18 protein-coding genes are annotated in these 22,192 nt (G+C 60.1%); 6 read left to right on the top strand and 12 right to left on the bottom strand.

Going from position 1 to position 22,192, the window contains the following annotated elements:
- The first annotated feature begins 4 nt into the window (after window positions 1-4).
- Window positions 5-3,334 carry a miniconductance mechanosensitive channel MscM gene (gene mscM / locus B2J69_RS16510; RefSeq protein WP_081140737.1) on the top strand — a complete coding sequence of 1,110 codons (3,330 nt, stop codon included), beginning with the start codon at window positions 5-7 and terminating at the stop codon, window positions 3,332-3,334.
- A gap of 77 nt (window positions 3,335-3,411) precedes the next feature.
- Here mscM and mdh read toward each other — a convergent pair whose 3' ends face one another.
- Window positions 3,412-4,350 carry a malate dehydrogenase gene (gene mdh, locus B2J69_RS16505; protein ID WP_081140736.1) on the bottom strand — a complete coding sequence of 313 codons (939 nt, stop codon included), beginning with the start codon at window positions 4,348-4,350 and terminating at the stop codon, window positions 3,412-3,414.
- Window positions 4,351-4,772: 422 nt separating this feature from the next.
- Between mdh and argR the strand changes: the two genes are divergently transcribed.
- From argR to yhcN (B2J69_RS16485), 4 genes are all read left to right on the top strand, one after another.
- Window positions 4,773-5,243, top strand: coding sequence for a transcriptional regulator ArgR (gene argR, locus B2J69_RS16500; protein ID WP_081140735.1), 471 nt, complete (start codon window positions 4,773-4,775; stop codon window positions 5,241-5,243).
- A gap of 472 nt (window positions 5,244-5,715) precedes the next feature.
- Window positions 5,716-5,979 carry a peroxide/acid stress response protein YhcN gene (gene yhcN, locus B2J69_RS16495; RefSeq protein WP_081140734.1) on the top strand — a complete coding sequence of 88 codons (264 nt, stop codon included), beginning with the start codon at window positions 5,716-5,718 and terminating at the stop codon, window positions 5,977-5,979.
- A 90-nt stretch (window positions 5,980-6,069) separates the two neighbouring features.
- The gene (locus B2J69_RS16490) at window positions 6,070-6,336 is read left to right on the top strand and encodes a YdgH/BhsA/McbA-like domain containing protein (RefSeq protein ID WP_081140733.1); all 267 of its coding nucleotides are present in this window, start codon (window positions 6,070-6,072) and stop codon (window positions 6,334-6,336) included.
- A 97-nt stretch (window positions 6,337-6,433) separates the two neighbouring features.
- Window positions 6,434-6,697, top strand: a complete 264-nt coding sequence (gene yhcN, locus B2J69_RS16485; RefSeq protein WP_081140732.1) for a peroxide/acid stress response protein YhcN — start codon at window positions 6,434-6,436, stop codon at window positions 6,695-6,697.
- 60 nt (window positions 6,698-6,757) lie between these two features.
- Here yhcN (B2J69_RS16485) and B2J69_RS16480 read toward each other — a convergent pair whose 3' ends face one another.
- From B2J69_RS16480 to aaeX, 5 genes are all read right to left on the bottom strand, one after another.
- Entirely contained in the window at window positions 6,758-7,027 is a 270-nt protein-coding gene (locus B2J69_RS16480) for a barstar family protein (RefSeq protein ID WP_081140731.1), read from the bottom strand.
- A gap of 50 nt (window positions 7,028-7,077) precedes the next feature.
- A complete protein-coding gene (locus B2J69_RS16475) occupies window positions 7,078-8,538 on the bottom strand; it encodes an NAD-dependent succinate-semialdehyde dehydrogenase (RefSeq protein ID WP_081140730.1) in 1,461 nt (486 codons plus the stop codon).
- A 112-nt stretch (window positions 8,539-8,650) separates the two neighbouring features.
- A complete protein-coding gene (aaeB, locus tag B2J69_RS16470; RefSeq protein WP_081140729.1) occupies window positions 8,651-10,606 on the bottom strand; it encodes a p-hydroxybenzoic acid efflux pump subunit AaeB in 1,956 nt (651 codons plus the stop codon).
- A gap of 10 nt (window positions 10,607-10,616) precedes the next feature.
- Window positions 10,617-11,549 (bottom strand): p-hydroxybenzoic acid efflux pump subunit AaeA, encoded by a 933-nt coding sequence (gene aaeA, locus B2J69_RS16465; RefSeq protein ID WP_081140728.1) that lies wholly within the window; start codon window positions 11,547-11,549, stop codon window positions 10,617-10,619.
- 7 nt (window positions 11,550-11,556) lie between these two features.
- The gene (aaeX, locus tag B2J69_RS16460) at window positions 11,557-11,760 is read right to left on the bottom strand and encodes a p-hydroxybenzoic acid efflux pump operon protein AaeX (protein WP_081140727.1); all 204 of its coding nucleotides are present in this window, start codon (window positions 11,758-11,760) and stop codon (window positions 11,557-11,559) included.
- Window positions 11,761-12,035: 275 nt separating this feature from the next.
- On the opposite strand from aaeX, the gene aaeR reads away from it, so the two are divergent.
- On the top strand, window positions 12,036-12,953 hold the full coding sequence (gene aaeR / locus B2J69_RS16455) for an HTH-type transcriptional activator AaeR (RefSeq protein ID WP_081140726.1): 918 nt from the start codon (window positions 12,036-12,038) through the stop codon (window positions 12,951-12,953).
- A gap of 31 nt (window positions 12,954-12,984) precedes the next feature.
- Here the strand turns inward: aaeR and tldD are convergent, their stop codons facing one another.
- The 6 genes from tldD to mreC all read right to left on the bottom strand — a co-directional run bounded on the left by tldD (window position 12,985) and on the right by mreC (window position 22,083).
- Window positions 12,985-14,430, bottom strand: a complete 1,446-nt coding sequence (gene tldD, locus B2J69_RS16450) for a metalloprotease TldD (protein ID WP_081140725.1) — start codon at window positions 14,428-14,430, stop codon at window positions 12,985-12,987.
- A 126-nt stretch (window positions 14,431-14,556) separates the two neighbouring features.
- Entirely contained in the window at window positions 14,557-18,372 is a 3,816-nt protein-coding gene (gene yhdP, locus B2J69_RS16445) for an AsmA2 domain-containing protein YhdP (protein WP_081140724.1), read from the bottom strand.
- Between the two features lie 148 nt (window positions 18,373-18,520).
- Window positions 18,521-19,990 carry a ribonuclease G gene (rng, locus tag B2J69_RS16440; RefSeq protein WP_081140723.1) on the bottom strand — a complete coding sequence of 490 codons (1,470 nt, stop codon included), beginning with the start codon at window positions 19,988-19,990 and terminating at the stop codon, window positions 18,521-18,523.
- Between the two features lies 1 nt (window position 19,991).
- The gene (locus B2J69_RS16435; RefSeq protein ID WP_081140722.1) at window positions 19,992-20,573 is read right to left on the bottom strand and encodes a Maf family protein; all 582 of its coding nucleotides are present in this window, start codon (window positions 20,571-20,573) and stop codon (window positions 19,992-19,994) included.
- A gap of 8 nt (window positions 20,574-20,581) precedes the next feature.
- The gene (mreD, locus tag B2J69_RS16430) at window positions 20,582-21,070 is read right to left on the bottom strand and encodes a rod shape-determining protein MreD (protein ID WP_081140721.1); all 489 of its coding nucleotides are present in this window, start codon (window positions 21,068-21,070) and stop codon (window positions 20,582-20,584) included.
- Window positions 21,067-22,083, bottom strand: coding sequence for a rod shape-determining protein MreC (gene mreC, locus B2J69_RS16425; RefSeq protein WP_081140720.1), 1,017 nt, complete (start codon window positions 22,081-22,083; stop codon window positions 21,067-21,069). The genes mreD and mreC overlap by 4 nt, the downstream gene beginning before the upstream one ends.
- Between the last annotated feature and the right edge of the window lie 109 nt (window positions 22,084-22,192).

The following is a 22,192-nucleotide window of genomic DNA, read 5'->3' as shown; positions in this document are numbered from 1 at the left end:
TGCTGTGCGATCGTTTCTCATCCTGCTGCTGAGCCTCTGGCTCAGCACCTCCGCGCTGGCGGCCACCGTGCCGGACGTCAGCCAACTTAAACAGGCGCTGGACGAGGCGAAAGCGGCAAAAAGCTCTCCCGCGCAGGCGGAGCAGGTGCAGTCCCTTGAGGCTGCCCTCAATACCCTTTCCGAACGCGATGCGTCGCTGGAGCGCGCAAAGCAGTACCAGCAGGTTATCGACGACTTCCCCCGTCTGGCGCGCGAGCTGCGCCAGCAAATCGCCTCGCTGGACGACAGCAGCAAAAGCGTGCGCAGCACGCTGAGCAGCGCCCAGCTCGATCAGGAGATCCTGCAGGTCAGCAGCCAGCTGCTGGAAGAGGGACGTCAGGCGCAGCAGGAGCAGGATCGCGCCCGCGAGATCAGCGATTCGCTGTCGCAGCTGCCGCAGCAGCAGACCGACGCGCGGCGGGCGATGAACGAAAGCGACCGCCGGCTGCAGGGCGGATCCGCCGCCTCGCCGCAGGCGCAGACGCAGCTGTGGGCGGCCCAGGCGGAAAACGCGCTGAACAAAGCGCGCGTGGACGAGCTGGAGCTGGCGCAGCTCTCCGCCAATAACCGCCAGGAGCTGGCGCGCATGCGCGCCGACCTCCATCAGCGCAAAGCGGCGCAGCTCGACAACTATCTGCAGGCGCTGCGCAACCAGCTTAACGAACAGCGTCAGCGCGAGGCGGAGCTGGCGCTGGCGCGCACCGAACAGCTGGCGGAAAACAGTGGCGATCTGCCGCCCGCCATCAGCGATCAGTTTCGCGTCAACCGCGACCTTTCCGGCGCGCTGAACCAGCAGGCGCAGCGTATGGATCTGGTGGCGTCTCAGCAGCGGCTGGCGACCAATCAGATTATCCAGGTGCGTCAGGCGCTGGGCACGCTGCGCGAACAGTCGCAGTGGCTCGGCGCGTCGAATCTGCTGGGCGAAGCGCTGCGCGCGCAGGTGGCGCGGCTGCCCGATATGCCTAAATCGCAGCAGATCGACAACGAGATGGCGCAGCTGCGCGTGCAGCGCCTGCGCTACGAAGATTTATTGCAGCAGCAGGAGTCGCTGCGCAAGGCGCATCAGGCCGACGGGCAGCCCTTTACCGCCGAGCAGCGCCGTATTCTGGATGCGCAGCTGAAAACCCAGCGCGAGCTGCTCAACTCGCTGATTTCCGGCTGCGACACGCTGATTCTGGAGATCACCAAGCTCAAGGTCGCCAATACCCAGCTGCAGGATGCGCTGACCGACGTCAAGGACGCGACCCACCGCTACCTGTTCTGGACCGCGGATATCAGCCCCATCGGCCTGAACTATCCGGTTGAAGTGGCGCGCGATCTGACGCGCCTGCTGTCGCTCGACACCCTGGGCCAGCTGGGCAAAGCGCTGGCGATGATGGTCACCAGCCGCGAAACCGTTTTGCCGCTGATCGGCGCGGTGCTGCTGGTCGGCTTCAGCATCAGAACGCGTCGCCACTTTAACGCCTTCCTCGCGCGTTCGGCGAGCAAGGTCGGCAAAGTGACTCAGGATCGCTTCCGCCTGACGCTGCGCACCGTTTTCTGGTCGATTCTGGTGGCGCTGCCGCTGCCGGTGCTGTGGGCCGCGCTCGGCTACGGCCTGCAGCACGCCTGGCCCTACCCTGTCGCGGTAGCGTTCGGCGACGGCATCACGGCGACGCTGCCGCTGCTGTGGGCCTTTATGATCAGCGCCGCCTTCGCGCGCCCTAATGGCCTGTTCGTGGTCCATTTTCGCTGGCCGCAAACCCGCGTCGCGCGCGCAACCCGCTATTACTCGCTGACCATCGGCTTGATTGTGCCGCTGATTATGCTGCTGATCGCCTTCGCCAATATGGAAGATCGCCAGTTTTCCGCTTCGCTCGGCCGGCTCTGCTTTATCCTGATCTGCGGCGCGCTGTCGATCGTCACGGTGAGCCTGAAGCGTGCCGGCATTCCGCTCTATCTGGATAAAGAGGGCAACGGCGACAATCTGGTGAACCGCGTGCTGTGGAACCTGATGATCGCTATTCCGCTGGCGGCCGCCCTCGCCTCGATGATCGGCTATCTGGCCACCGCGCAGGCGCTGCTGGCGCGTCTGGAAACTTCCGTCGCCATCTGGTTCCTGCTGCTGGTGATTTACCACATTATCCGCCGCTGGATGCTGATCCAGCGCCGTCGCATCGCCTTCGACCGCGCGCGTCAGCGCCGCGCCGATATGCTGGCGAACCGCGCGCGTCATGAAGAGGAGAAAGACGCCGCGGCGCAAAACGGCGATGTGGTGGATGTCGATGAGCCGATTATCGATCTCGACGCCATCAGCGCCCAGTCTCTGCGGCTGGTGCGCTCTATTCTGACGCTGATCGCGCTGGTGTCAGTGATTGTGCTCTGGTCAGAGATCCACTCCGCGTTCGGCTTTCTGGAAAACATTCGCCTGTGGGACGTCAGCACCACGGTGCAGGGCGTCGAAAGCATCCAGCCGATTACGCTGGGCTCGGTGTTGATTGCGATTCTGGTGCTGATTATCACCACGCAGCTGGTGCGCAATATGCCCGCTCTGCTGGAGCTGGCGCTGCTGCAGCATCTTAATCTGACGCCCGGCACCGGCTACGCCATCACCACCCTGACCAAGTATGTGCTGATGCTGATCGGCGGTTTGATCGGCTTCTCGATGATCGGCATCGAGTGGTCAAAACTGCAGTGGCTGGTCGCCGCGCTCGGTGTGGGACTCGGTTTCGGCCTGCAGGAGATTTTCGCTAACTTTATCTCCGGCCTGATTATCCTGTTTGAAAAACCGATCCGCATCGGCGATACCGTGACCATTCGCGATCTTACCGGCAGCATCACCCGCATCAACACGCGTGCCACCACCATTATCGACTGGGATCGCAAAGAGATTATCGTGCCCAACAAGGCCTTTATCACCGAGCAGTTCGTTAACTGGTCGCTCTCCGATTCGGTGACGCGCGTGGTGCTGACCATTCCTGCGCCCGCCCATGTAGACAGCGAACAGGTGACCACGGTGCTGAAGCAGGCGTGCGACCGCTGCAGCTACGTGCTGGAGGTGCCGGCGCCGGATGTCTTCCTCGTCGATCTGCAGCAGGGAATTCAGCTGTTTGAGCTGCGTATTCACGCGGCAGAGATGGGGCATCGCATGCCGCTGCGTCACGAGCTGCACCAGCTGATCCTGAAAGGCTTCGCCGAGCACGGCATTGAAATGCCCTTCCCGCCGTTCCAGGTGCGCATGGAGACGCTGGGCAAAAAGACGCCTGCCAGCAACGGCACGCCGCCAACGCGCACTTTTAAGTCTGGCGGCCTTTAGACCAGGCAGCCGTGATACGAAGCGAGGCCCGTCAAGACGGGCCTCGTTAATATAGGGAACAGGCTGCACTCGCGCGCTTACTGCTTCACAAATTCCTCGCCCTGGGCGATATCTTTTTTCAGCGTTTCCAGCATAGCGTTTAGCGCCTGCTGCTCAAAAGCGCTGAGCGTGCCGACAGGACGACGCTCCACAACGCCACCTTTACCCAGCAGCAGCGGCTGCGAGAAGAAGCGCGCATATTCGCCGTCGCCTTCCACATAGGCGCACTCTACGACGTTCGCCTCGCCCTTCAGGGCGCGCACCAGCGACAGGCCGAAACGCGCCGCCGCCTGACCCATCGATAAGGTTGCCGAGCCGCCGCCCGCTTTGGCTTCCACTACTTCGGTGCCCGCGTTCTGAATGCGTTTTGTCAGGCTGGCGACCTCTTCGTCGCTAAAGCTCACCCCTTTCACCTGCGACAGCAGAGGCAGAATGGTGACGCCGGAGTGGCCGCCGATGACCGGCACTTCGACCTCATTCGGCTGCTTGCCTTTCAGTTCGGCGACAAAGGTATTGGCACGAATGATATCCAGCGTGGTGACGCCGAACAGACGATTCTTGTCATAGACGCCATGCTTTTTCAGCACCTCGGCGGCAATCGCCACGGTGGTGTTGACCGGATTGGTGATGACGCCGATAAGCGCTTTGGGCGCGGTTTGCGCCACCTGCTCAATAAGATTGCGCACAATCCCGGCGTTGACGTTAAACAGATCGGCGCGATCCATTCCCGGTTTGCGCGCCACGCCCGCCGAGATCAGGATCACTTCCGCGCCCTGCAGCGCAGGCGTCGCGTCTTCGCCGCTAAAGCCCTGGATCTTGACCGCCGTGGGAATATGGCTGAGATCGACCGCCACGCCAGGCGTCACCGGCGCGATATCATAGAGTGAGAGTTCGGAACCCGCAGGAAGCTGGGTTTTTAACAGAAGGGCGAGCGCCTGACCAATTCCGCCAGCGGCGCCAAGAACGGCAACTTTCATTCTGTACTCCTTATTAAGGTGGGGCAGAGTAGAGCCGAATTTCCATCTGTGTCCAGACCTGAATCAACTTCTCAGACGATGACAAACCCACTGTCTATTATGCGTGCAGCAGCACTTAATCTTATGGGTTGCTACTTTGTCAGCACAACGCGCCTGAATGACCGACAACGATGCCAATGGCAGATAGAGCACGGCCGCGATAGCTATCCATTGTGACACCTCAATTGTATAACAATTCTGCAACCTTCGCGTAGCCAGCCGCGCGCCGTTTTTGGTCTGTGCAGAAAACTTTGTTATCATTGGCGCCCGCACCGCGCGGCGCCTGCCTGTTTTACCAGCGAATTGCATAAAAATTCATTCATATGCATAATAATGTATCTGCCGTCGGCGGGCGTTCGGCATTTTTTCTCTACTGGTAGCTTATGCGAAACCCATCTAAACAAGACGAATTGATCAAAGCGTTTAAAGCCTTATTAAAACAAGAGAAATTTAGTTCTCAGGGCGAGATTGTGCAGGCGCTGCAGGATGAAGGCTTCGAGAATATCAACCAGTCAAAGGTTTCTCGTATGCTGACCAAGTTCGGTGCCGTCCGCACGCGCAACGCCAAAATGGAGATGGTCTACTGTCTGCCTGCGGAACTGGGCGTGCCGACCACCACCAGTCCGCTGAAAAACCTGGTGCTGGATATCGACTACAACGACGCGCTGGTGGTGATCCATACCAGCCCCGGCGCCGCGCAGCTGATCGCCCGCCTGCTCGACTCGCTGGGTAAAGCGGAAGGCATCCTCGGCACTATCGCCGGCGACGATACTATTTTTATTACCCCTGCCCGCGCCTTTACCGTGCGACAACTGCATGACGCTATCCTGATGCTGTTCGAACAAGAGCTGTAAACCACTCGTCGGCCGGCAACGTCTTTGCCGGTCGCGTTTCTGCCCGGCCCATTCTTTCTCTCCCCAGCTTTTTCAACCCGTTAGCTTATGCGCTTTACCGCTTAGCGCCTGCGCTGTTTTGGTCATACCTTTTGGCCCGCTTAACCTTTTGCGCTATTTTACGCTGCTTTACACTACGCAATTAGTGGCAATACCCAGATCTAAATCAATAACCAGCCACATTCACCATGATGTTTCGCACAAAAAGATAAAGTAAAATATCCCCTTGTTTTTGCAAGCGTTTAAACGGGAAAGGCCGTTTTTTATCCAATTTTTATAACTATAAAGAATAAAAATGAAGCATAAGGATAAAGAATAACAACAAAACATTATTAGGCAGGTATTAATTTCACACGTTATTAGTTCTATACTTCTTTTCGTGATGCAAATCACACCAAACAAAAAGACAAAAACAGACGACGAGGAAATAAACATGAAAGTTAAAACTACTATCGCAACCCTGAGCATTCTATCTGCCCTGTCATTCGGTGCTTTTGCAGCAGAATCCATTAATGCTCAGCAGGCGCAAAATCTGCAGTCTATCGGCTCAGTAAGCGTAAGCGGCGTGGCGGGTTCTCCGATGCAAATTAAAGAAGAACTGAACGCAAAAGCAGAGCAGCAAGGCGCCAGCGCCTATCGAGTGATCGAGGCCTACAACAACGGTAACTACCACGCCACTGCCGAGCTTTATAAATAAGTTCGCACCAACCGATATCGTCCCGGCGACCTTTTTGAAGCGCTACTTGCGCATCGGGTTGCCCGACTTATGAATTCAGGAGAGTAGACCATGAAAACCAAATCACTTATCGCTATCGCCGCGCTGACTTCCGCCCTGTCCTTTGGCGCCAGCGCAGCCAGCCTGGTATCAAATCAGCAGGCTGAAACTCTGCAGCCGCTGAACCAGACCATCAGCATCAGCGGTCATGACGGCGACCAGACCAATATTCGTCAGGCGCTTTCTCAAAAAGCCGACGCGCAGGGCGCTAGCCACTATCGCATCATTGAGAACAACCAGGACGATACCTTCCACGTCACGGCTGAGCTGTATAAATAATTAACCGATTGGGCGCCCGTGCGACGCCTGAAAATATCGACGACCCGCATCGATTATCGCTAACCGCAGGTTGTTGATTGTAATGAGGAGACGAACAATGAAAATCAAAGCAACCATCGCAACCGTTAGCCTGCTTTCCGTAATCGCATTTGGCGCTCAGGCAGCGCAGCTGGTTACCGGCGATCAGGCGCAAAACATGCAACCTGCAGGTACAGTCACCATTAGTGGTACGGCGGGCGCGCCGATGGACTATCGCGCGCAGCTTTCTCAAAAAGCGGATGAGCAAGGCGCCAGCGCCTATAAAGTGATCGAAGCGCGCACCGGCGACAACTATCACTTCACGGCTGAACTCTACAAGTAATTCCTCGTCAACTACTGACGAACCCCTTGGCCCCGCTTGTCGGGGCCCTTTTTGCGGGGGTTACCTGATATTAAAGCGGAGCTGGCCCTCCAGCTCCTCTTCCGCTTCATCAAACAGCAGGATCAGCGCGCCGTAGCGCCGCTTCTGACCCTTACCCAGATTGATAAATTCAACCTCCAGCGGCATCGGCAGCTCCTCGCCCAGGATCGCCTCCCATAACGCATCCAGATCGCAAATCCGGCCCGGTGCCAGATCGAAACGTTCGCTGAACTGGCGAAAAAAATGGGCCTGGTCAACGATCTCATTGAAGTCGAAACGCTCGCTTTTCATCCTCAGGGCTCCTGTTCTTCTTCACAGGACAGCAGAGTGCCGTCCGCGTGTTAATTCTCGCTCAGGCCGCCGATATGCAGCGCTTTGACTTCCAGATACTCCTCCAGACCGAGCACAGAGCCCTCGCGACCCAGCCCTGACTCTTTCACGCCGCCAAACGGCGCCAGCTCGGTCGATACCGCGCACTCGTTGATGCCGATCATGCCGCTTTCCAGCGCGGCGGAGACGCGAAACACGCGCTGCAGGTTTTGCGTGTAGAAATAGGCCGCCAGCCCGAATTCCGTCTGGTTGGCGCGGCGAATGACGTCAGCCTCCTCGCTGAAGCGAAAACAGGCGGCGACCGGGCCAAAGGTCTCTTCCTGCGCCAGCTTCATCTCTTCATGCGCCTCGGCGATCACCGTCGGCTGCCAGAAGTTGCCACCCAGCGCATGTCGCTCGCCGCCCGTGACGATGCGTCCGCCTTTGGCCTGCGCGTCTTTCACATGCTCTTCGACTTTATCCACCGCAGCGGCCTCAATCAGCGGCCCGACCACCACGCCCTCGTCGACGCCGTTGCCGACCTTGAGCTTTTTCACCTCTTCAGCCAGCTGACTGACGAAGCGATCGTAGACGGCGTCGTGGATATAGAAACGGTTGACGCTGACGCAGACCTGGCCGGCGTTGCGGAACTTATTGGCGATAGCGCCTTTCACCGCCGCATCGATATCCGCATCCTCAAACACGATATAGGGCGCGTTGCCGCCCAGCTCCATCGACACCTTTTTCAGGGTGTCGGCGGCGTTGCGCACCAGGGTTTTGCCCACCTGCGTCGATCCGGTAAAGGAAATTTTACGCACTGCCTTGCTGGCCATAATCGCATCGCTGATGGCGTGCGTATCGCCCGCCACTGCGTTAAGCACGCCATCCGGCACGCCCGCTTTTTTCGCCAGCGCCAGCAGCGCAAAGGCGCTGAGCGGCGTGTTGTTCGCCGGTTTGATAATACCGGTGCAGCCCGCCGCCAGCGCCGGGCCCAGCTTGCGCGTCAGCATCGCCATCGGGAAGTTCCACGGCGTGATGGCCGCCACCACGCCGATCGGCTCGCGCGTCGCCAGAATGCGCGAACCGGGTTTGGCCGGCGGAATAATTTCGCCGTTGGCCCGCTTCGCCTGTTCCGCAAACCACTGAATAAAGCTGGCGGCATATTCCACCTCGCCTTCCGCTTCCTTCACGGGTTTGCCCTGCTCGGCGGTCATCAGCTGTGCCAGCCAGGCTTTGTGTTCGATGATGAGCTGATACCAGCGATAAAGGATTTCCGAGCGCGCTTTGGCGGTCTGCGCGCGCCAGGCGGGAAAGGCGCGTTCGGCGGCGGCGATCGCCTGCTCGGTTTCCGCCTTGCCGGCTTTCGCCACGGCGGCCAGCACCTCGCCCGTTGCCGGGTTCAGCACATCAAAAGTTGCGGCGGCGCGGCGCCACTCGCCGTTGACCAGATAGCCGGTCTGAAACAGTTCGCTGTCGTGTAGGGGGGTCGTCATAGCTTCGCTCCTGTCATTTTCTTTTCCTGTGAGAAAAGTATAGATGGCAAAAGCGAGCCACTCAGGGAAGGCGTGGCATTGAGCAGGCCGCTGCGCAAGGCAGCGGCGAGATTCAGATTTGGATCAGGGTGTTCTGATATTTACTCAGCATATCGGCCAGCCGTTTTACCGGCTCGGTCACGCTGAGCGGCGCCTCGTACTGCACCAGCTTCTGCTGATAGATCTCGAACTCCGCCAGCAGCTGTTCAAAGTAGCGGCGGCGCTTTTCATCGCTGCGCGCGGAGATAATATGATCAGCCGTGGCGCGCAGCTGGCGGTGAAAGGCGGAGAGATCGGCATTCACCGGCACGTCCGCATTGCGCAGCCGCTGATGGCCGATAATCAGGGTCAGCGCGATGCGGTATTTGTCGAGATCGCCGGGAAACAGGTTCAGCAGCATAAACAGCTGCTGATAGAGCGCCGGAAGATGATTCTCGCGACGGCGCGCCTGGTTGGTGGTCATGGCGGAAACGGCCGCATACATAAAGCGGTTCAGCAGCTTACGTCCGGTGCGCGCCTTCGATTTGTCGCGGATCAGCAGGATCACCATCATCGCCACGAAACAGCCGATCACCTGCCCCAGTACGTTGTCGAGGAAGACGTTGAACTCGAACTTCATCGGGTTATCCAGCACCAGCACGTTAATGGTGCCGATAAGTGCGCCGAGCGTGCCGAGCTGACGCCGCTGCACAAAGATGCCGCCGACAAAGCCGAGCAGGCCGATGGCGATGCAGAGCAGCAGCGCGCTCTGCTGCGTGTTGGGCAGCACATACATAAAGTAGAGCGCGCCGAGCGGCACCGCGACGGTCATGCCGTAGAGGAAATCTTTTGCCATCAGCAGCGGATTCGGCACGCGCATCGCCAGCGCGGTGATCACCGCCAGCATCACCATGCAGCCGCTGCCGGAAGTCCAGCCGGTATAGAGCCAGAACAGCGAGCCGAGCGCGGTGGCGGCAAAGGTGCGAATGCCGTTAATCATCGCGTGGTGCGTTTCCGCAGAGCGCGCCTGAATAACCACTTCGCGCTCAAGGATGCCCTCTTCCAGCGTGGTAATGCGGCTGTTGCTTTTAATGCCTTTCAGCAGCAGCAAATATTCGGTCGCCGCGCCCACCCAGCTGGCGAGCGTCACCGGCGCTTTGCCGTCGCTGCTGGCGCCAATCACCCGGCGCATCACCTTCATGCGGCGATGCACGTCGGCGACGGTTTCTACCTCTTTTTCCACCAGCAGACGATACTGCGGCGCGATATATTCCGGGCGCGAGTTCTGGATTAAGAAGGTTTCCGCCGCCTGAGTGATCATGGTCAGCGACAGGGTGTTGAGCATCTGCAGACGACGGTTGGCGTTTTGCCAGCGCGACGACTCCATCATCAGCTGGCCGCGCATGGTGCCGAGCGCTGTGGTGCGGCGCACCAGCGCACTCCAGGCTTTGTCCACTTCCTCTTTATCTTCATGCGCCACGCAGAGCTGCAGCAGCCGATAGTGCGCCACCAGCAGCGCATCAACCTCGCTGTCGATCACTTTTTTAATCGAGCGCGGCGAGAAGATCATATCCGCCAGAATGGCGCAGAGAATACCGAGCACGATTTCGCTGCAGCGCTCTACCGCAAACTGCGGCGCCAGCGTCAGCCCGCCGCTGGCGTCGGCGGTTACCACGATAATCAGCGCGGTATAGCCCGCCAGGCCGAGCGCGTAGGAGTTTTCGACTTTGATCAGCGACGAGAGCCAGACGCAGACGCCGGCCCAGATGCAGCAGAGCAGCAGCATCACCACCGGCGCGCGCACCGTGGCGATCATAATGGTCAGCGCGGCGATACAGCCGATAAAAGTGCCGATAATGCGCAGAATGCCGCGATAGCGCAGCGCTCCGGAGTAGGGATCGCCGCCGGCGACGAAGGCGGTGCCGCCAGCGACGATGCCGGCGGTCATCACCGCCCAGCGCGGCGTTTCAAGGTTGAGGTGAAAGCCGATCATCAGCGCCACCACCAGCGCGAAAGTCAGCTTGACCGGGAAACGCAGGAACTCGATCATATCGCCCCGCTTAACCAAACTCACGCAGGCGATTAAAGAGACGCGTCATCGGCGACACCTGAGTGTCGGCGCGATCGTTCTGGCCGGTGATCACCACGGTTGCGGTGGTGCCCGCCGGGAAGCGATTGCCAGGCTGCTGATCGAGGCGAATGCGCACCGGCACGCGCTGCGCCAGACGCACCCACTCCAGGTTCGAGTCCACGGTGGCCATGCCTTTGCTGTCAACCGAACTACTGCTGTTGGTGACGCCCGCCGCAACGCTGTCGACGGTGCCGCGCAGCACCACATTGCTGCCGAGCGGCGTCACTTCCGCGCGGAAGCCCGGCTCGACGCCGTGCAGCTTGGTCTCTTCCAGATAGGCCAGCACGTAGAAAGAGTGCTGCTGCACCAGCGCCACTGCCACCGAGCCGCGGGTGATGAACTCGCCCTGATAGACGTTGAGGTTGGTGACCCAGCCGTCGGACGGCGCGGTAATAGCGGTGCGATCCAGGTCGATCTTCGCCAGATCGCGGGTGGCGATCGATTTCGCCAGCTGATGTTCGCTGGTTTGCAGATCGTTATTCGCCTGATCGATCGCCTCGCGCGACATCGCCGAGGTGCCCAGCTGATTGCGACGCGCCGCCTCGCGGCGTTTTTCGCTCACCAGCGCCTGATAGTACTCGACGTCCGCCTGCGCCTGATCCAGCGCTTTCTGGTAGCGCGGGCGATCGACAACAAACAGCGTGTCGCCTTTTTTCACCAGCTGGTTGTCATGCACCGGCACCTCGGTAATCAGCCCCGTCACATCTGGCGAAATCGCCACGACATCCGCCGCGAATTTGGCGTCGCGCGTCCACGGCGACTCGGTGTAAAACACCCAGGCGCGAAAGATAATAACTACAGCGATGATGACCAGCAGGATAGTAATCGCGTATCGCGCGATTTTTCTTATTAGCGATTTCACTTAAACCTCAGACGAATAGACGGGATACCAGGTAAAACACACAGCAGTAAAGCGCCGTGTTAAAAAGCGCCGGATGCCAGACGAGATCGTATATCCCGCTCGGCGTCAGCAGACGTTTCACCAACCAGAACAGCATTAGCGAGACGATTAATTCAACGAAGATGGGCGGGAAAGAGAGCCCAAACACGACAAAAACCGGAAGCACACTCATCAGGGATCCTTAGTTCGACCTTGCCGGGATGATCCTTAGCCTGCCCGGCCGCAAGCCGCGACGGGTTGATGAGGACGGATGACAACATCCGAACCATTGCTGAGTAAATAATAGCGTATCATCGGGCAGCAGCAGGCGTTTTGCCGCAGGTCGGTTTGACCTTTCGTGGACAAAAGCGGATCACCGGGAGATACCCCGGCGCGCATATAGTAACGCGCCTGACTATACGTTTTCTACAGATTGTGAACTAAATCACTTTTTAGCCAGAGTAAACAATGGAACGACTGAAAGGCATGTCCATTTTCGCCAAAGTGGTTGAATTAGGCTCTTTTACCGCCGCTGCGCGCCAGCTCCACCTTAGCGTTTCGTCTATCAGTCAGATTGTGGCGAAACTGGAAGATGAGCTACAGGTGAAGCTGCTGAACCGCAGCACCCGTAGCCTCGGCCTGACCGAGGCGGGAAAAATTTACTATCAGGGCTGTCGTCGCATGCTGGCGGAAGCCACCCAGGTGCACGAACAGCTCTATGCGTTTAACAACACGCCGATCGGCACGCTGCGCATCGGCAGCTCCTCCACCATGGCGCAAAACGTTCTCGCCGAGATGACCAGCAATATGCTGCGCGAATATCCCGGTCTGAGCGTTAATCTGGTGGCGGGCATCCCGGCGCCCGATTTGATCGCTGACGGGCTGGATCTGGTGATCCGCGTCGGCGCGCTGAAAGATTCCAGCCTTTTTTCGCGTCGCCTCGGCGCGATGCCGATGGTGGTGTGCGCGGCGAAAAGCTATCTGCAGCAGCACGGCGCGCCGGAAAAACCGGCTGACGTCGATAATTTCGCCTGGCTGGAATATAGCGTGCGTCCTGATAACAACTTCGAGCTGATCGCGCCTGAAGGGCTGGTGTCGCGGCTGTCGCCGCAGGGACGCTTCGTCACCAACGACTCGCTGACGCTGATCCGCTGGCTGAAGGCGGGCAACGGCATCGCCTATGTGCCGATGATGTGGGTGATAGAGGAGATTAACGCAGGCGAGATCGATATTCTTTTTCCGCAGTATCAGTCCGATCCGCGCCCGGTCTATGCGCTCTATACCGAGAAAGATAAGCTGCCGCTAAAGGTGCAGGTCTGTATCGACTACCTGACGGAATATTTTCAGCAGGTGGCGGCGCAGTATCAGCAGCACCGCGCCAGCTAACAGCCCGCCAGAAGGCGGGCTGTTAGTGATATCAGGCGGTGCCGCCGATGGTGAGCTTATCCAGCTTCAGCGTCGGCTGGCCGACGCCGACCGGCACGCTCTGCCCCTCTTTGCCGCACACGCCGACGCCTTTATCCAGCGCCAGATCGTTGCCGACCATCGAGATCTGCTGCATCGCCTCGATGCCGGAGCCGATCAGCGTGGCGCCTTTCACCGGCTTCGTTACCTTGCCGTTTTCAATCAGATAGGCTTCTGAGGTAGAGAAGACAAATTTGCCGGAGGTGATATCCACCTGGCCGCCGCCGAAGTTTGGCGCGTAGAGGCCATATTCGACGCTTTCGATAATTTCCTGCGGCGTCGATTTGCCGGCCAGCATATAGGTGTTGGTCATACGCGGCATCGGCAGATGCGCATAGGACTCGCGGCGGCCGTTGCCGGTCGGCGCCACGCCCATCAGGCGCGCGTTAAGCTTGTCCTGCATATAGTTTTTCAGCACGCCGTTTTCAATCAGCACGTTGTACTGACCCGGCACGCCTTCGTCATCCACCGCCAGCGAGCCGCGCAGCCCTTCGATAGTGCCGTCATCCACCACGGTACAGAGTTCCGACGCTACCAGCTGACCCATTTTGCCGCTGAACACCGAGGTTTCGCGACGATTGAAGTCACCTTCCAGACCATGACCGACCGCTTCATGCAGCAGCACGCCCGGCCAGCCTGCGCCCAGCACCACCGGCAGCGTGCCGGCCGGCGCGGCGACGGCGGAGAGATTAACCAGCGCCATGCGCACCGCCTCTTTCGCCCAGGCGTCGGCGCGTACTTCGCCGTTTTCATCGGCGAGGAAGAATTCGTAGCCGACGCGCGCGCCGCCGCCGCTGGCGCCGCGCTCGCGTTTGCCCTGATCTTCAACCAGCACGCTGACGGAGAGGCGCACCAGCGGACGGATGTCCGCCGCCAGCGTGCCGTCGGTGGCGGCCACCAGCACCTGCTCATAGACGCCGCTCAGGCTGGCGTTCACCTCCTGCACGCGCGCGTCGGCGGCGCGCGCCACTTTGTCTACGCGCTGCAGCAGGGCGATTTTATCTTCGCGCGTCAGGCTGTCGAGCGGGTTAATCGGCTGATAGAGCGCGCGATGCATCACGTTTGAAAGCGTATGCGCCTTGCCGTTGCCCTGTTCGCGCACGATGCTGCGCGCCGCTTCCGCCGACTGACGCAGCGCGTTCAGGGTGATCTGGTCGGCATAGGCGAAGCCGGTTTTCTCGCCGCTGACGGCGCGCACGCCGACGCCCTGGTCGATATGCCAGGAGCCGTCTTTAATAATCTTGTCCTCCAGCACCCAGGATTCATGGAAGCTGGACTGAAAATAGAGATCGGCATAATCCAGACGACGTTCTGAAAGCTGCCCTAACAGGGAAAACAGGTCCTGCTGATTAATATTGTTAGCAGTTAGCAACTGCTCACTTACCAGGTTCAGAGTCATCGTATCTCGCTCGTTTTATGCTCGGATAATGAGGGTGTGACACTCATTCTGCGCCAGCGCCGTCTGGCGCTGCGCGGATAAAGTCAGATTTTACTAGCCTGCGGCAATTCCCCGACGGCGTCAAATTCACTTCTTCTCTTCTTCGCGCGGTTTGCGCAGCACTTCGTTGATTTGCGGCTTATCCAGCGGGCCGTCGATGTGATAACGCAGCAGCGAGATTTTATTCCATAGCGGGCCCAGCACCTTGCTGGCGGCGAAAACCGCCGCGCCGACCACCGGGTTGATGACAAAGGCAGTCGCGACGCCGACAGAGGCGGAGATCTCCGGCGCCACCACCGCTTCCATATCGATATTGCGCTTCACTAAATCGACTTTCCCCTGCATGGCGATATCCGCTTCCAGCCCGTCCACCAGCAGGTTATCGGTGCGCATCACGCCGTTTTCAATCCACGCAGTGCCGTTGATCGAGTCAAAATAGAAACCGTCGTTGTTAAAGGTATCGCTAAAATCGAAACGCAGCTTGCGCAGCAGCGCGTCAAAGCTCATCAGACGCAGCAGCTGTCCCGCCGCGCCCGTATTCACGTCGGCGATTTGCCCCTTGCCGAAATGGGTTTTAAGCGTGCCGCTCAGCGTCTCTTCCGAGGGCTGCCACGGCGCCGAACGCCAGTGCAGATCGTAATCGACCTTAAAAGAGGCGTCGCGCAGCGGCGTATTGACGCCAAACCAGTTGGTGGCGTTATTGATATTGCTGCCGCTCAGCGTGCCCTTCAGCGAGGTGCGCGGCGCGTCAGCGCGATTGACCCATTCGCCGGAGACGTTAAGACGCGAGCTGCCGGTATCCACCAGGCCGTTAGTGAGTGCTAACGTATCGCCTTTCGGCACCACCTGCGCCTGAATGCGGCCGAACTTCTGCCCGCGCAGCCAGCACTCGGCGCAGCTCAGCTGCAGCGCCGGCCAGCGGCTGAAGTCGATGTGACTCGCCTGCTGCTGTTGCGCCGCGCTATCGCCGCCGCCGCTCTGCCATTCCGGGTTGTAGTAAAGATAGTCGAGCGCCACGCGCCATGCCGCGCTTTGCGCCGTCTCCAGCGTGCCGCGAATTTCGCGTCCCGTGACGCTGACGCGGCTTTTGCCGTTAACGCCCTGCTCCAGCGTGGCGTCAACGTCGTGCCACTGCTGGCCCGCCAGCGTCACCGCCGGGCTGCGCAGGGTCACATCGCCGGGCAGCGCGACGCCACTCAACTCGCCTCCGCCGCGCGCGTCAGAGGCGCCGCCCGCCGCCATCAGTCCGGCCCAGGCTTCGCCGTCCAGCGGAGGCAGATTAAGCACCATGCCGGCGCGATCCGGCAAGGCAGGTTTGCTGTGCGCCTCGTTCAGCCAGATGCCGCGCTCGACGCGCAGCTGCGGCTCCAGCAGCCAGCGGCTGTTAAAGCGATGGCGGTTCGCCACGCTGCCGCTCAGTTCGAACTGCTGCAGGTCGCCGCTGGCGTTCACCGCGATGGGCATCGCGTCGCCGCTCGCCTTATCGAGCGGGGCCGGTAAGCGACTGCTTACTTCTTTCGCATCCCCTTTCAGGCTGACGTCGTAGCGCGCCCCGCCCTGATGCGGCAGCGTAATGTTCACGTCCCCCTGCCACGGCAGATGCCCGCCTAGCTGGCTGGCGATCGGCGCCGGCAGCGGCGACAGTTTCGCCGGCTGCCAGTCGCCGTCGAGTTTGACGTTGACGCCAAACTCCTGCGGATTCTCTTTGGTGCTAAAGCTGACGTTAACCGGCTGGCCGAACCAGTTCGCCTGCAGCCTGTCGCTGTCGAGATTGCCGTTGTTAAAGCGGAAACGGCCGCTCAGGTGATCTAAGGTGGTGTTGAGCGGCTTGATGTGCAGCGCGTTGTTGTGCAGATCGACGTTGCCGCTGGCGTGCACCAGCTCGCCGTCGAGGGGAATATCGAGCTTCAGATGCCCCTGGGTTTTCCCCTTGATCTCCAGCTGCTCCAGCGCCGCGCCCAGCGAGGCCTTCAGCGGCGTATCCTGAAAATAGCGTGCGATTTGATCGCCTTCGCCGCTGATATCGCCGTCGATCAGCAGTTTCTCTTTCAGGTAGTCCGGAATGGCCGCGCTGAAATGGCCGACGTCTACCTCGCCCAGCCTGAAGCGCGGCGCCGTCATCCACAGCCCGTCGTTGATGAAGTTGAGATCGATATCGAGCTGAGAAACGTCGGGCCAGTTGGGCTGGAAGGCATAGGTCGCCTGCCGCAGCGGCACCCAGACCTGAAACATGCCGTCGTTATGACGGAACGGGAACAGCGTCGGATTGCCCGCGAACAGCAGCGTCGCGTTATCGACCTGACCGCCCTTGATCGCCCCGCTGAGGTAGCGCGTAAGCGCCTTGCCCATCAGCGGCTGCGGGAAGTAGCGCCAGGCGTCGCCCGCGTCGGTGACGCGAATGCCGGCGAGAATATCGAGACGCGGCTCGCGGCCGAGGTTCTGCTGATAGCGAAAATCGCCGCGCGCCCAGAGTGAGCGAGCCTGTACGTCGAGATCGCGACCATCCAGCGTCAGGCCGTTTTGATCGCGCAGCCAGCTCAGCGAGCCGCGCAGCTGATGGATCTCCAGCGGCGCGTTGAACATGGCGCTGTAGGGCACGTCGGTGCGGCCCATCTCGATCTTCACCTGGCCATTGCTGAGGCTGCCGCGCGCTTCGCCGTTCAGGTTGCTGATGCCTGGCAGCAGCTGCCACGGCTGCCAGCGAAAATCGCGCCATTTTACCTGCATGCGCGTCTGGTCCGGCTGCTGCAGAGGAATGTCCAGCGCCAGCCCCTCTACCGTGCCCTGCGGCTGCAGCGCGCGCCAGTTTTCGAACAGCGAGGGCGACAGCGGCGCAAACAAAGGCACCAGCGGCGCGATGCGGTTGAGCGCCAGCTGTGTCGCCCTCACCCGCACCTCGCCCTGATGATCGGGGCCGAGCAGCTGCTTATCCTGCGGCCGCCACAGCAGCGCAAAGTGGCCTGCAGGCCAGGCTTCGCCGTCGGTGCTGAGACGCGTCTGCGGCACGTTGACCATCCAGCCGTTTTGATAGCGCGAAAGATGCGCGGTCAGGCCGTCAACCTGCAAATGATGGGCGCCATCTTCGCCCTGCCAGTTCGCGCCGCCCTGGCGCAGCAGCAGGTCGCCCGCGTAGAGATCGCCGTCGCGCAGGCTAACCCAGGCCGCCAGGCTGAAACGCGCGCTGTCGAGCCGCGTGTTGTCACGCATCCAGCGCCCCAGCCACGGCCGCACGTCAACGTCGTCCGCCTGCATCCAGATGCGTCCGTCGTTGAGCAGGCCTTCGCTATCGTTCAGGTCGAGCCGCACCTGCACTACGCCGTGCTGGCCGGTAAAGCTGGAGAGGCTCACCTCGCCCTCTGCGCGATGGCGGTTCGCCTCATTCAGCCAGGTAAGTTTGGGGATCGCCAGCTCGGCGCGCTGGCCGGAAGGCGTGCGGAAAAAGATTGAGCTGTCGCGCAGGTCGAAGTGGTCGAACTGACGCAGAAAGAGTTCGTTAATGCGGCCAGGCTTGAAGCTGTTTTTCTCTTCATCGCTGGAAAAGAGCGGACGATTGTTGTCGAGGCGCAGCTGCCAGAAGGTGAGATCGCGAAACTGCCAGCGCCAGTGCAGCAGTGACTGCCAGACATCCAGCGCCAGGCTGACGCGCGCGATGTCGAGGGTACCGTTCTCTTTCATATCGACGCGCAGGCCGCGGATCTGCATCGTCGGGCCGAACGTTTCCCAGCGGCCGCGCAGTTGGTCAGCGGTGACGCTGACGCCGCTGGCGCGCGACACCGTCGCCAGGATGTCGCTGCGGTAGCTGTCGAGGTGCGGCATCACCAGACGCAGCCCGCTGACCAGCAGCGCGACAATGACGATCGCCGTCGCAACCAGCAGTAACAAAATCCTCGGCAGCTGCCTCACACACCTCTCCTTGTCTTCCGCATTTGACGGATGGTTATCTCTCATACTCAACCGTCGCCAGACAATTATCGGTATGAATGCGCATGTTAACCTAAGCAAGGCCGCTTTTTTAGCCCGCAGCAGGCGATTTTGCCTGATGCTACGGGGATTACATCATTACCACGTCGAACTGCTCCTGGGTGTAGAGCGGTTCGATATGCACTTTGACCTGTTTGCCGACGAAAATTTCGACCTCGGCCAGCGCGTGCGACTCGTCGCTTTTCAGCGCCTCGCCGACGGCCGGCGAAACATAGACCAGAAAGCGATCGGCATCATAGGCGTGATGGACGCGGACGATTTCACGCATGATTTCGTAGCAGACCGTCTCCACCGTTTTCATCGTGCCGCGCCCTTTGCAGACCGGGCAATCTTCGCACAGCACATGCTCGATGCTTTCCCGCGTGCGTTTGCGCGTCATCTCCACCAGCCCCAGCGCCGAGAAGCCGTGAATGCCGGTTTTGACCCGATCCTTGGCGAGCGCCGACTCCAGCGAGTGCAGCACGCGGCGACGGTGGTCGTCATTGCTCATATCGATAAAGTCGATAATGATAATGCCGCCCAGATTGCGCAGCCGCAGCTGGCGCGCAATCGCCTGCGTCGCCTCGACGTTGGTGTTGAAGATGGTTTCATCGAGATTGCGATGGCCGACAAAGGCGCCGGTGTTGATGTCGATAGTGGTCATCGCTTCGGTCTGATCGATGATCAGATAGCCGCCTGACTTCAGCTCGACTTTGCGATCCAGCGAACGCTGGATTTCATTCTCAACGTCGAAGAGATCGAAAATTGGCTGTTTACCGGCGTAAAGCTCCAGCTTGTCGGCCATTTCCGGAATGTATTCGCGCGTGAATTCCACCAGCAGCTCGCAGGTCAGGCGAGAGTCGACGCGAATACGATCCAGCGCCGCGCCGGCGAAATCGCGCAGGATGCGCTGCGCCAGCGCCAGCTCGCCGTAGAGCAGGCAGCGGGTCTGGTTGCGCTTTTTCCGCTCGGTGACTTTGGTCCAGAGCCGCTTCAGAAAGGCGGCGTCCTGCGCCAGCTCCTCTTCGCCAATGCCTTCCGCCGCGGTGCGGATAATAAAACCGCCCAGATCGTCGCAGTAGTCCGCGACCACCGCCTTCAGGCGCTCGCGCTCGCGCTCGCTTTCGATGCGCTGGGAGACGCCGACGTGCGACGCACCGGGCATAAACACCAGATAACGCGACGGCAGCGTAATGTCGGTGGTGAGGCGCGCCCCTTTGGTGCCGAGCGGATCTTTTACTACCTGCACCATCAGGTCCTGGCCCTGCCGCACCAGTTCGGCGATATCGCGCACGATAAAGTTTTTCTTCTCATCGCCCGCCACGCACTCGGTGTGCGGCATGATATCGGAGGCGTGCAAGAAGGCGGCTTTATCCAGGCCGATATCAACAAAGGCCGCCTGCATGCCCGGCAGTACGCGGCTGACGCGCCCTTTGTAGATATTGCCGACGATGCCGCGCCGCGCCTCGCGCTCAATATGAATTTCCTGCAGAATGCCGCCGTCGATATAGGCCACGCGCGTCTCGGAAGGCGTGACGTTGACCAGTAATTCAGCCGTCATGTTATCCCCTTACGGCACGCAGTGACTGAAAATGGCTGAGTAACTCGCCTGTCTCAACCAACGGCAATCCGACCACCGCGTGATAGCTTCCATTAATTTTGCGGACAAAGTTTCCACCGATGCCCTGAATGCCGTACGCGCCGGCTTTATCCATCGGCTCGCCGGTGGCGATATAGTCGGCGATCTCCGCCGCGCTTAACAGGCGAAAGGTCACGTCCGTCACCACCAGGCAGTCGAGCGCGCGCGCGCGATCGGCCAGCGCAACGGCGGTCATCACCTGATGCGTCTGGCCCGAAAGACGCGCCAGCATCCCGGCGGCGTCCGCGGCGTCGCGCGGCTTTTCCAGCACCTCGCCGTTAAGCACCACGATGGTGTCCGCGCCCAGCACCGGCAGATCCTGCTGCGCGACCGCGACGCCGGCGCGCGCTTTGTCATTCGCCAGGCGACGCACGTAACTTTCCGCTGCCTCATCCGGGCGGCGTTGCTCTTCAACATCGGTATGGAGACGCTCAAACTGCAGGCCAAGCTGCGTCAGCAGCTCGCGACGACGCGGAGAACCGGAAGCCAGATAGAGGGATAACATAAAATTCCTTACTGAACAGCGAACTGACGACGAATCTTTCTCATTAATAAGAATAGCCAGGGCCAGAGAATCCCGTCGATAACGCTGCTCCAGAAAATTTCAGGGCGGAATGATACGTTGATCACTAAAAACTCCGCCCAGAAAACAATCACGTCCACCGCCAGCGACAGCACCATCACCATTAACGCCTGCTGCCACAACGCCAGGTTGCGGAACAGCTGGAATTTAAAGGCGACCAGGTAGGCGATGATGCTGAGCGCCAGCGCGCGCACGCCGAGGGTGGATCCGGCGATCAGATCCATCACCCCGCCCAGCACGAAGCCGGTGCCGACGTTGACGCGGTGCGGCAGCGCCAGCACCCAGTAAATCAGGATAAGCAGGATCCACGATGGCCGGAACATATAGAACTGTTCCGGCCACGGCATGATCTGCAGCACAAGGGCGACAAGAAAGGACAGCCAGATAACCCAACGACCCTGGCTGCGGTATCGACTCAAGGCTGGCCTCCGCGCGCGTTAGCCGGCGCGCTTTGCGTTCCGCTGCTGGCTGGCGCAGGCGGGCCCATCTGCGCGGACGGCGCCGGCGGTCCCATCTCGCCCGCTGGCGGCAGCACCTGCGGCATCATCTGCATCAGGCGCTCGTTGGCAACGCGGTGCACGTCATCCGGCGCCATCGGCATATCGCCGTTCTTATCCGCGCCCCACAGCAGCAGCAGATAGCGCAGACGCTGCAGTCCCGCGGTCGGACGCGCCTGAATCACGGTATAGGCGCGCTGCGTGTCGACTTTCACCGACGAAACCACCGCCACCGGATAGCCTTCCGGGAAACGTCCGCCCAGGCCAGAGGTCACCAGCATATCGCCGACGCGAATATCGGTGTTGCCCGGCAGATGCTCCAGCTGCAGATCTTCGGTGCAGCCGTTGCCGGCCGCAATCACGCGGATGTCGTTGCGCAGCACCTGAATCGGCAGCGCGTGCGACGCGTCGCAAATCAGCAGCACGCGGCTGGTCACCTGACCGACAGCGATAACCTGGCCGACCACCCCTTTGTCGCTGATGACCGGCTGGCCTTCATAGACGCCGTTGACGCTGCCTTTGTCGATCACCACCTGATCGGTGTAGGGATCGGTGCCGGTGGAGATCACCTGCGTCACCATCTTGTGCTCATCCTGACGCAGCGGCGAACCTAACAGTTCGCGCAGACGCGCGTTTTCCTGCTTATATTGCCCCAGCATCAGCAGGTCGCTGTTTTTCAGGAAAAGCTCGCGGCGCAGGGCTTTATTCTCCAGCTCAAGCTGCTGGCGCGACGCCAGCGAACCGGAAATACCGTCAAGGATCTGGCGCGGGCCGTTGGCCAGGAAATAAAACGGACTGACCGATGTGTCCAGATAGTTGCGAATTTGGGTAAACGAACCCAGCCGGCTATCGGCGACGATAATCGCGATGGCAACGATCACCGCCAAAAACAGGCGCAACTGCAGGGAAGGCCCCCTGCTAAAAATCGGCTTCATATATTCTGCGTGTTCCTCGACAACAGGTAAGGAAGTACGGCCAACGCCGCACTTCCCTGGGCTGGACGTCTGACGCCGACGCCTGTAGCGTCAGCTTCCACGCGATTCC

Origin of the sequence: Pantoea latae (assembly GCF_002077695.1) — a bacterium.
GTDB classification, from domain to species: Bacteria; Pseudomonadota; Gammaproteobacteria; order Enterobacterales; family Enterobacteriaceae; genus Pantoea; species Pantoea latae.
This window is presented reverse-complemented; position numbering and strand designations above follow the sequence as displayed.

Coding starts and splice junctions, on each gene's coding strand:
- B2J69_RS16475 (WP_081140730.1), bottom strand. CDS start 8,538: ATGACGACCCCCCTACACGACAGCGAACTGTTTCAGACCGGCTATCTG.
- B2J69_RS16480 (WP_081140731.1), bottom strand. CDS start 7,027: ATGAAAAGCGAGCGTTTCGACTTCAATGAGATCGTTGACCAGGCCCAT.
- aaeB (WP_081140729.1), bottom strand. CDS start 10,606: ATGATCGAGTTCCTGCGTTTCCCGGTCAAGCTGACTTTCGCGCTGGTG.
- B2J69_RS16435 (WP_081140722.1), bottom strand. CDS start 20,573: ATGTTATCCCTCTATCTGGCTTCCGGTTCTCCGCGTCGTCGCGAGCTG.
- mreC (WP_081140720.1), bottom strand. CDS start 22,083: ATGAAGCCGATTTTTAGCAGGGGGCCTTCCCTGCAGTTGCGCCTGTTT.
- argR (WP_081140735.1), top strand. CDS start 4,773: ATGCGAAACCCATCTAAACAAGACGAATTGATCAAAGCGTTTAAAGCC.
- B2J69_RS16490 (WP_081140733.1), top strand. CDS start 6,070: ATGAAAACCAAATCACTTATCGCTATCGCCGCGCTGACTTCCGCCCTG.
- tldD (WP_081140725.1), bottom strand. CDS start 14,430: ATGACTCTGAACCTGGTAAGTGAGCAGTTGCTAACTGCTAACAATATT.
- mdh (WP_081140736.1), bottom strand. CDS start 4,350: ATGAAAGTTGCCGTTCTTGGCGCCGCTGGCGGAATTGGTCAGGCGCTC.
- yhcN (WP_081140734.1), top strand. CDS start 5,716: ATGAAAGTTAAAACTACTATCGCAACCCTGAGCATTCTATCTGCCCTG.
- rng (WP_081140723.1), bottom strand. CDS start 19,990: ATGACGGCTGAATTACTGGTCAACGTCACGCCTTCCGAGACGCGCGTG.
- yhcN (WP_081140732.1), top strand. CDS start 6,434: ATGAAAATCAAAGCAACCATCGCAACCGTTAGCCTGCTTTCCGTAATC.
- aaeR (WP_081140726.1), top strand. CDS start 12,036: ATGGAACGACTGAAAGGCATGTCCATTTTCGCCAAAGTGGTTGAATTA.
- aaeX (WP_081140727.1), bottom strand. CDS start 11,760: ATGAGTGTGCTTCCGGTTTTTGTCGTGTTTGGGCTCTCTTTCCCGCCC.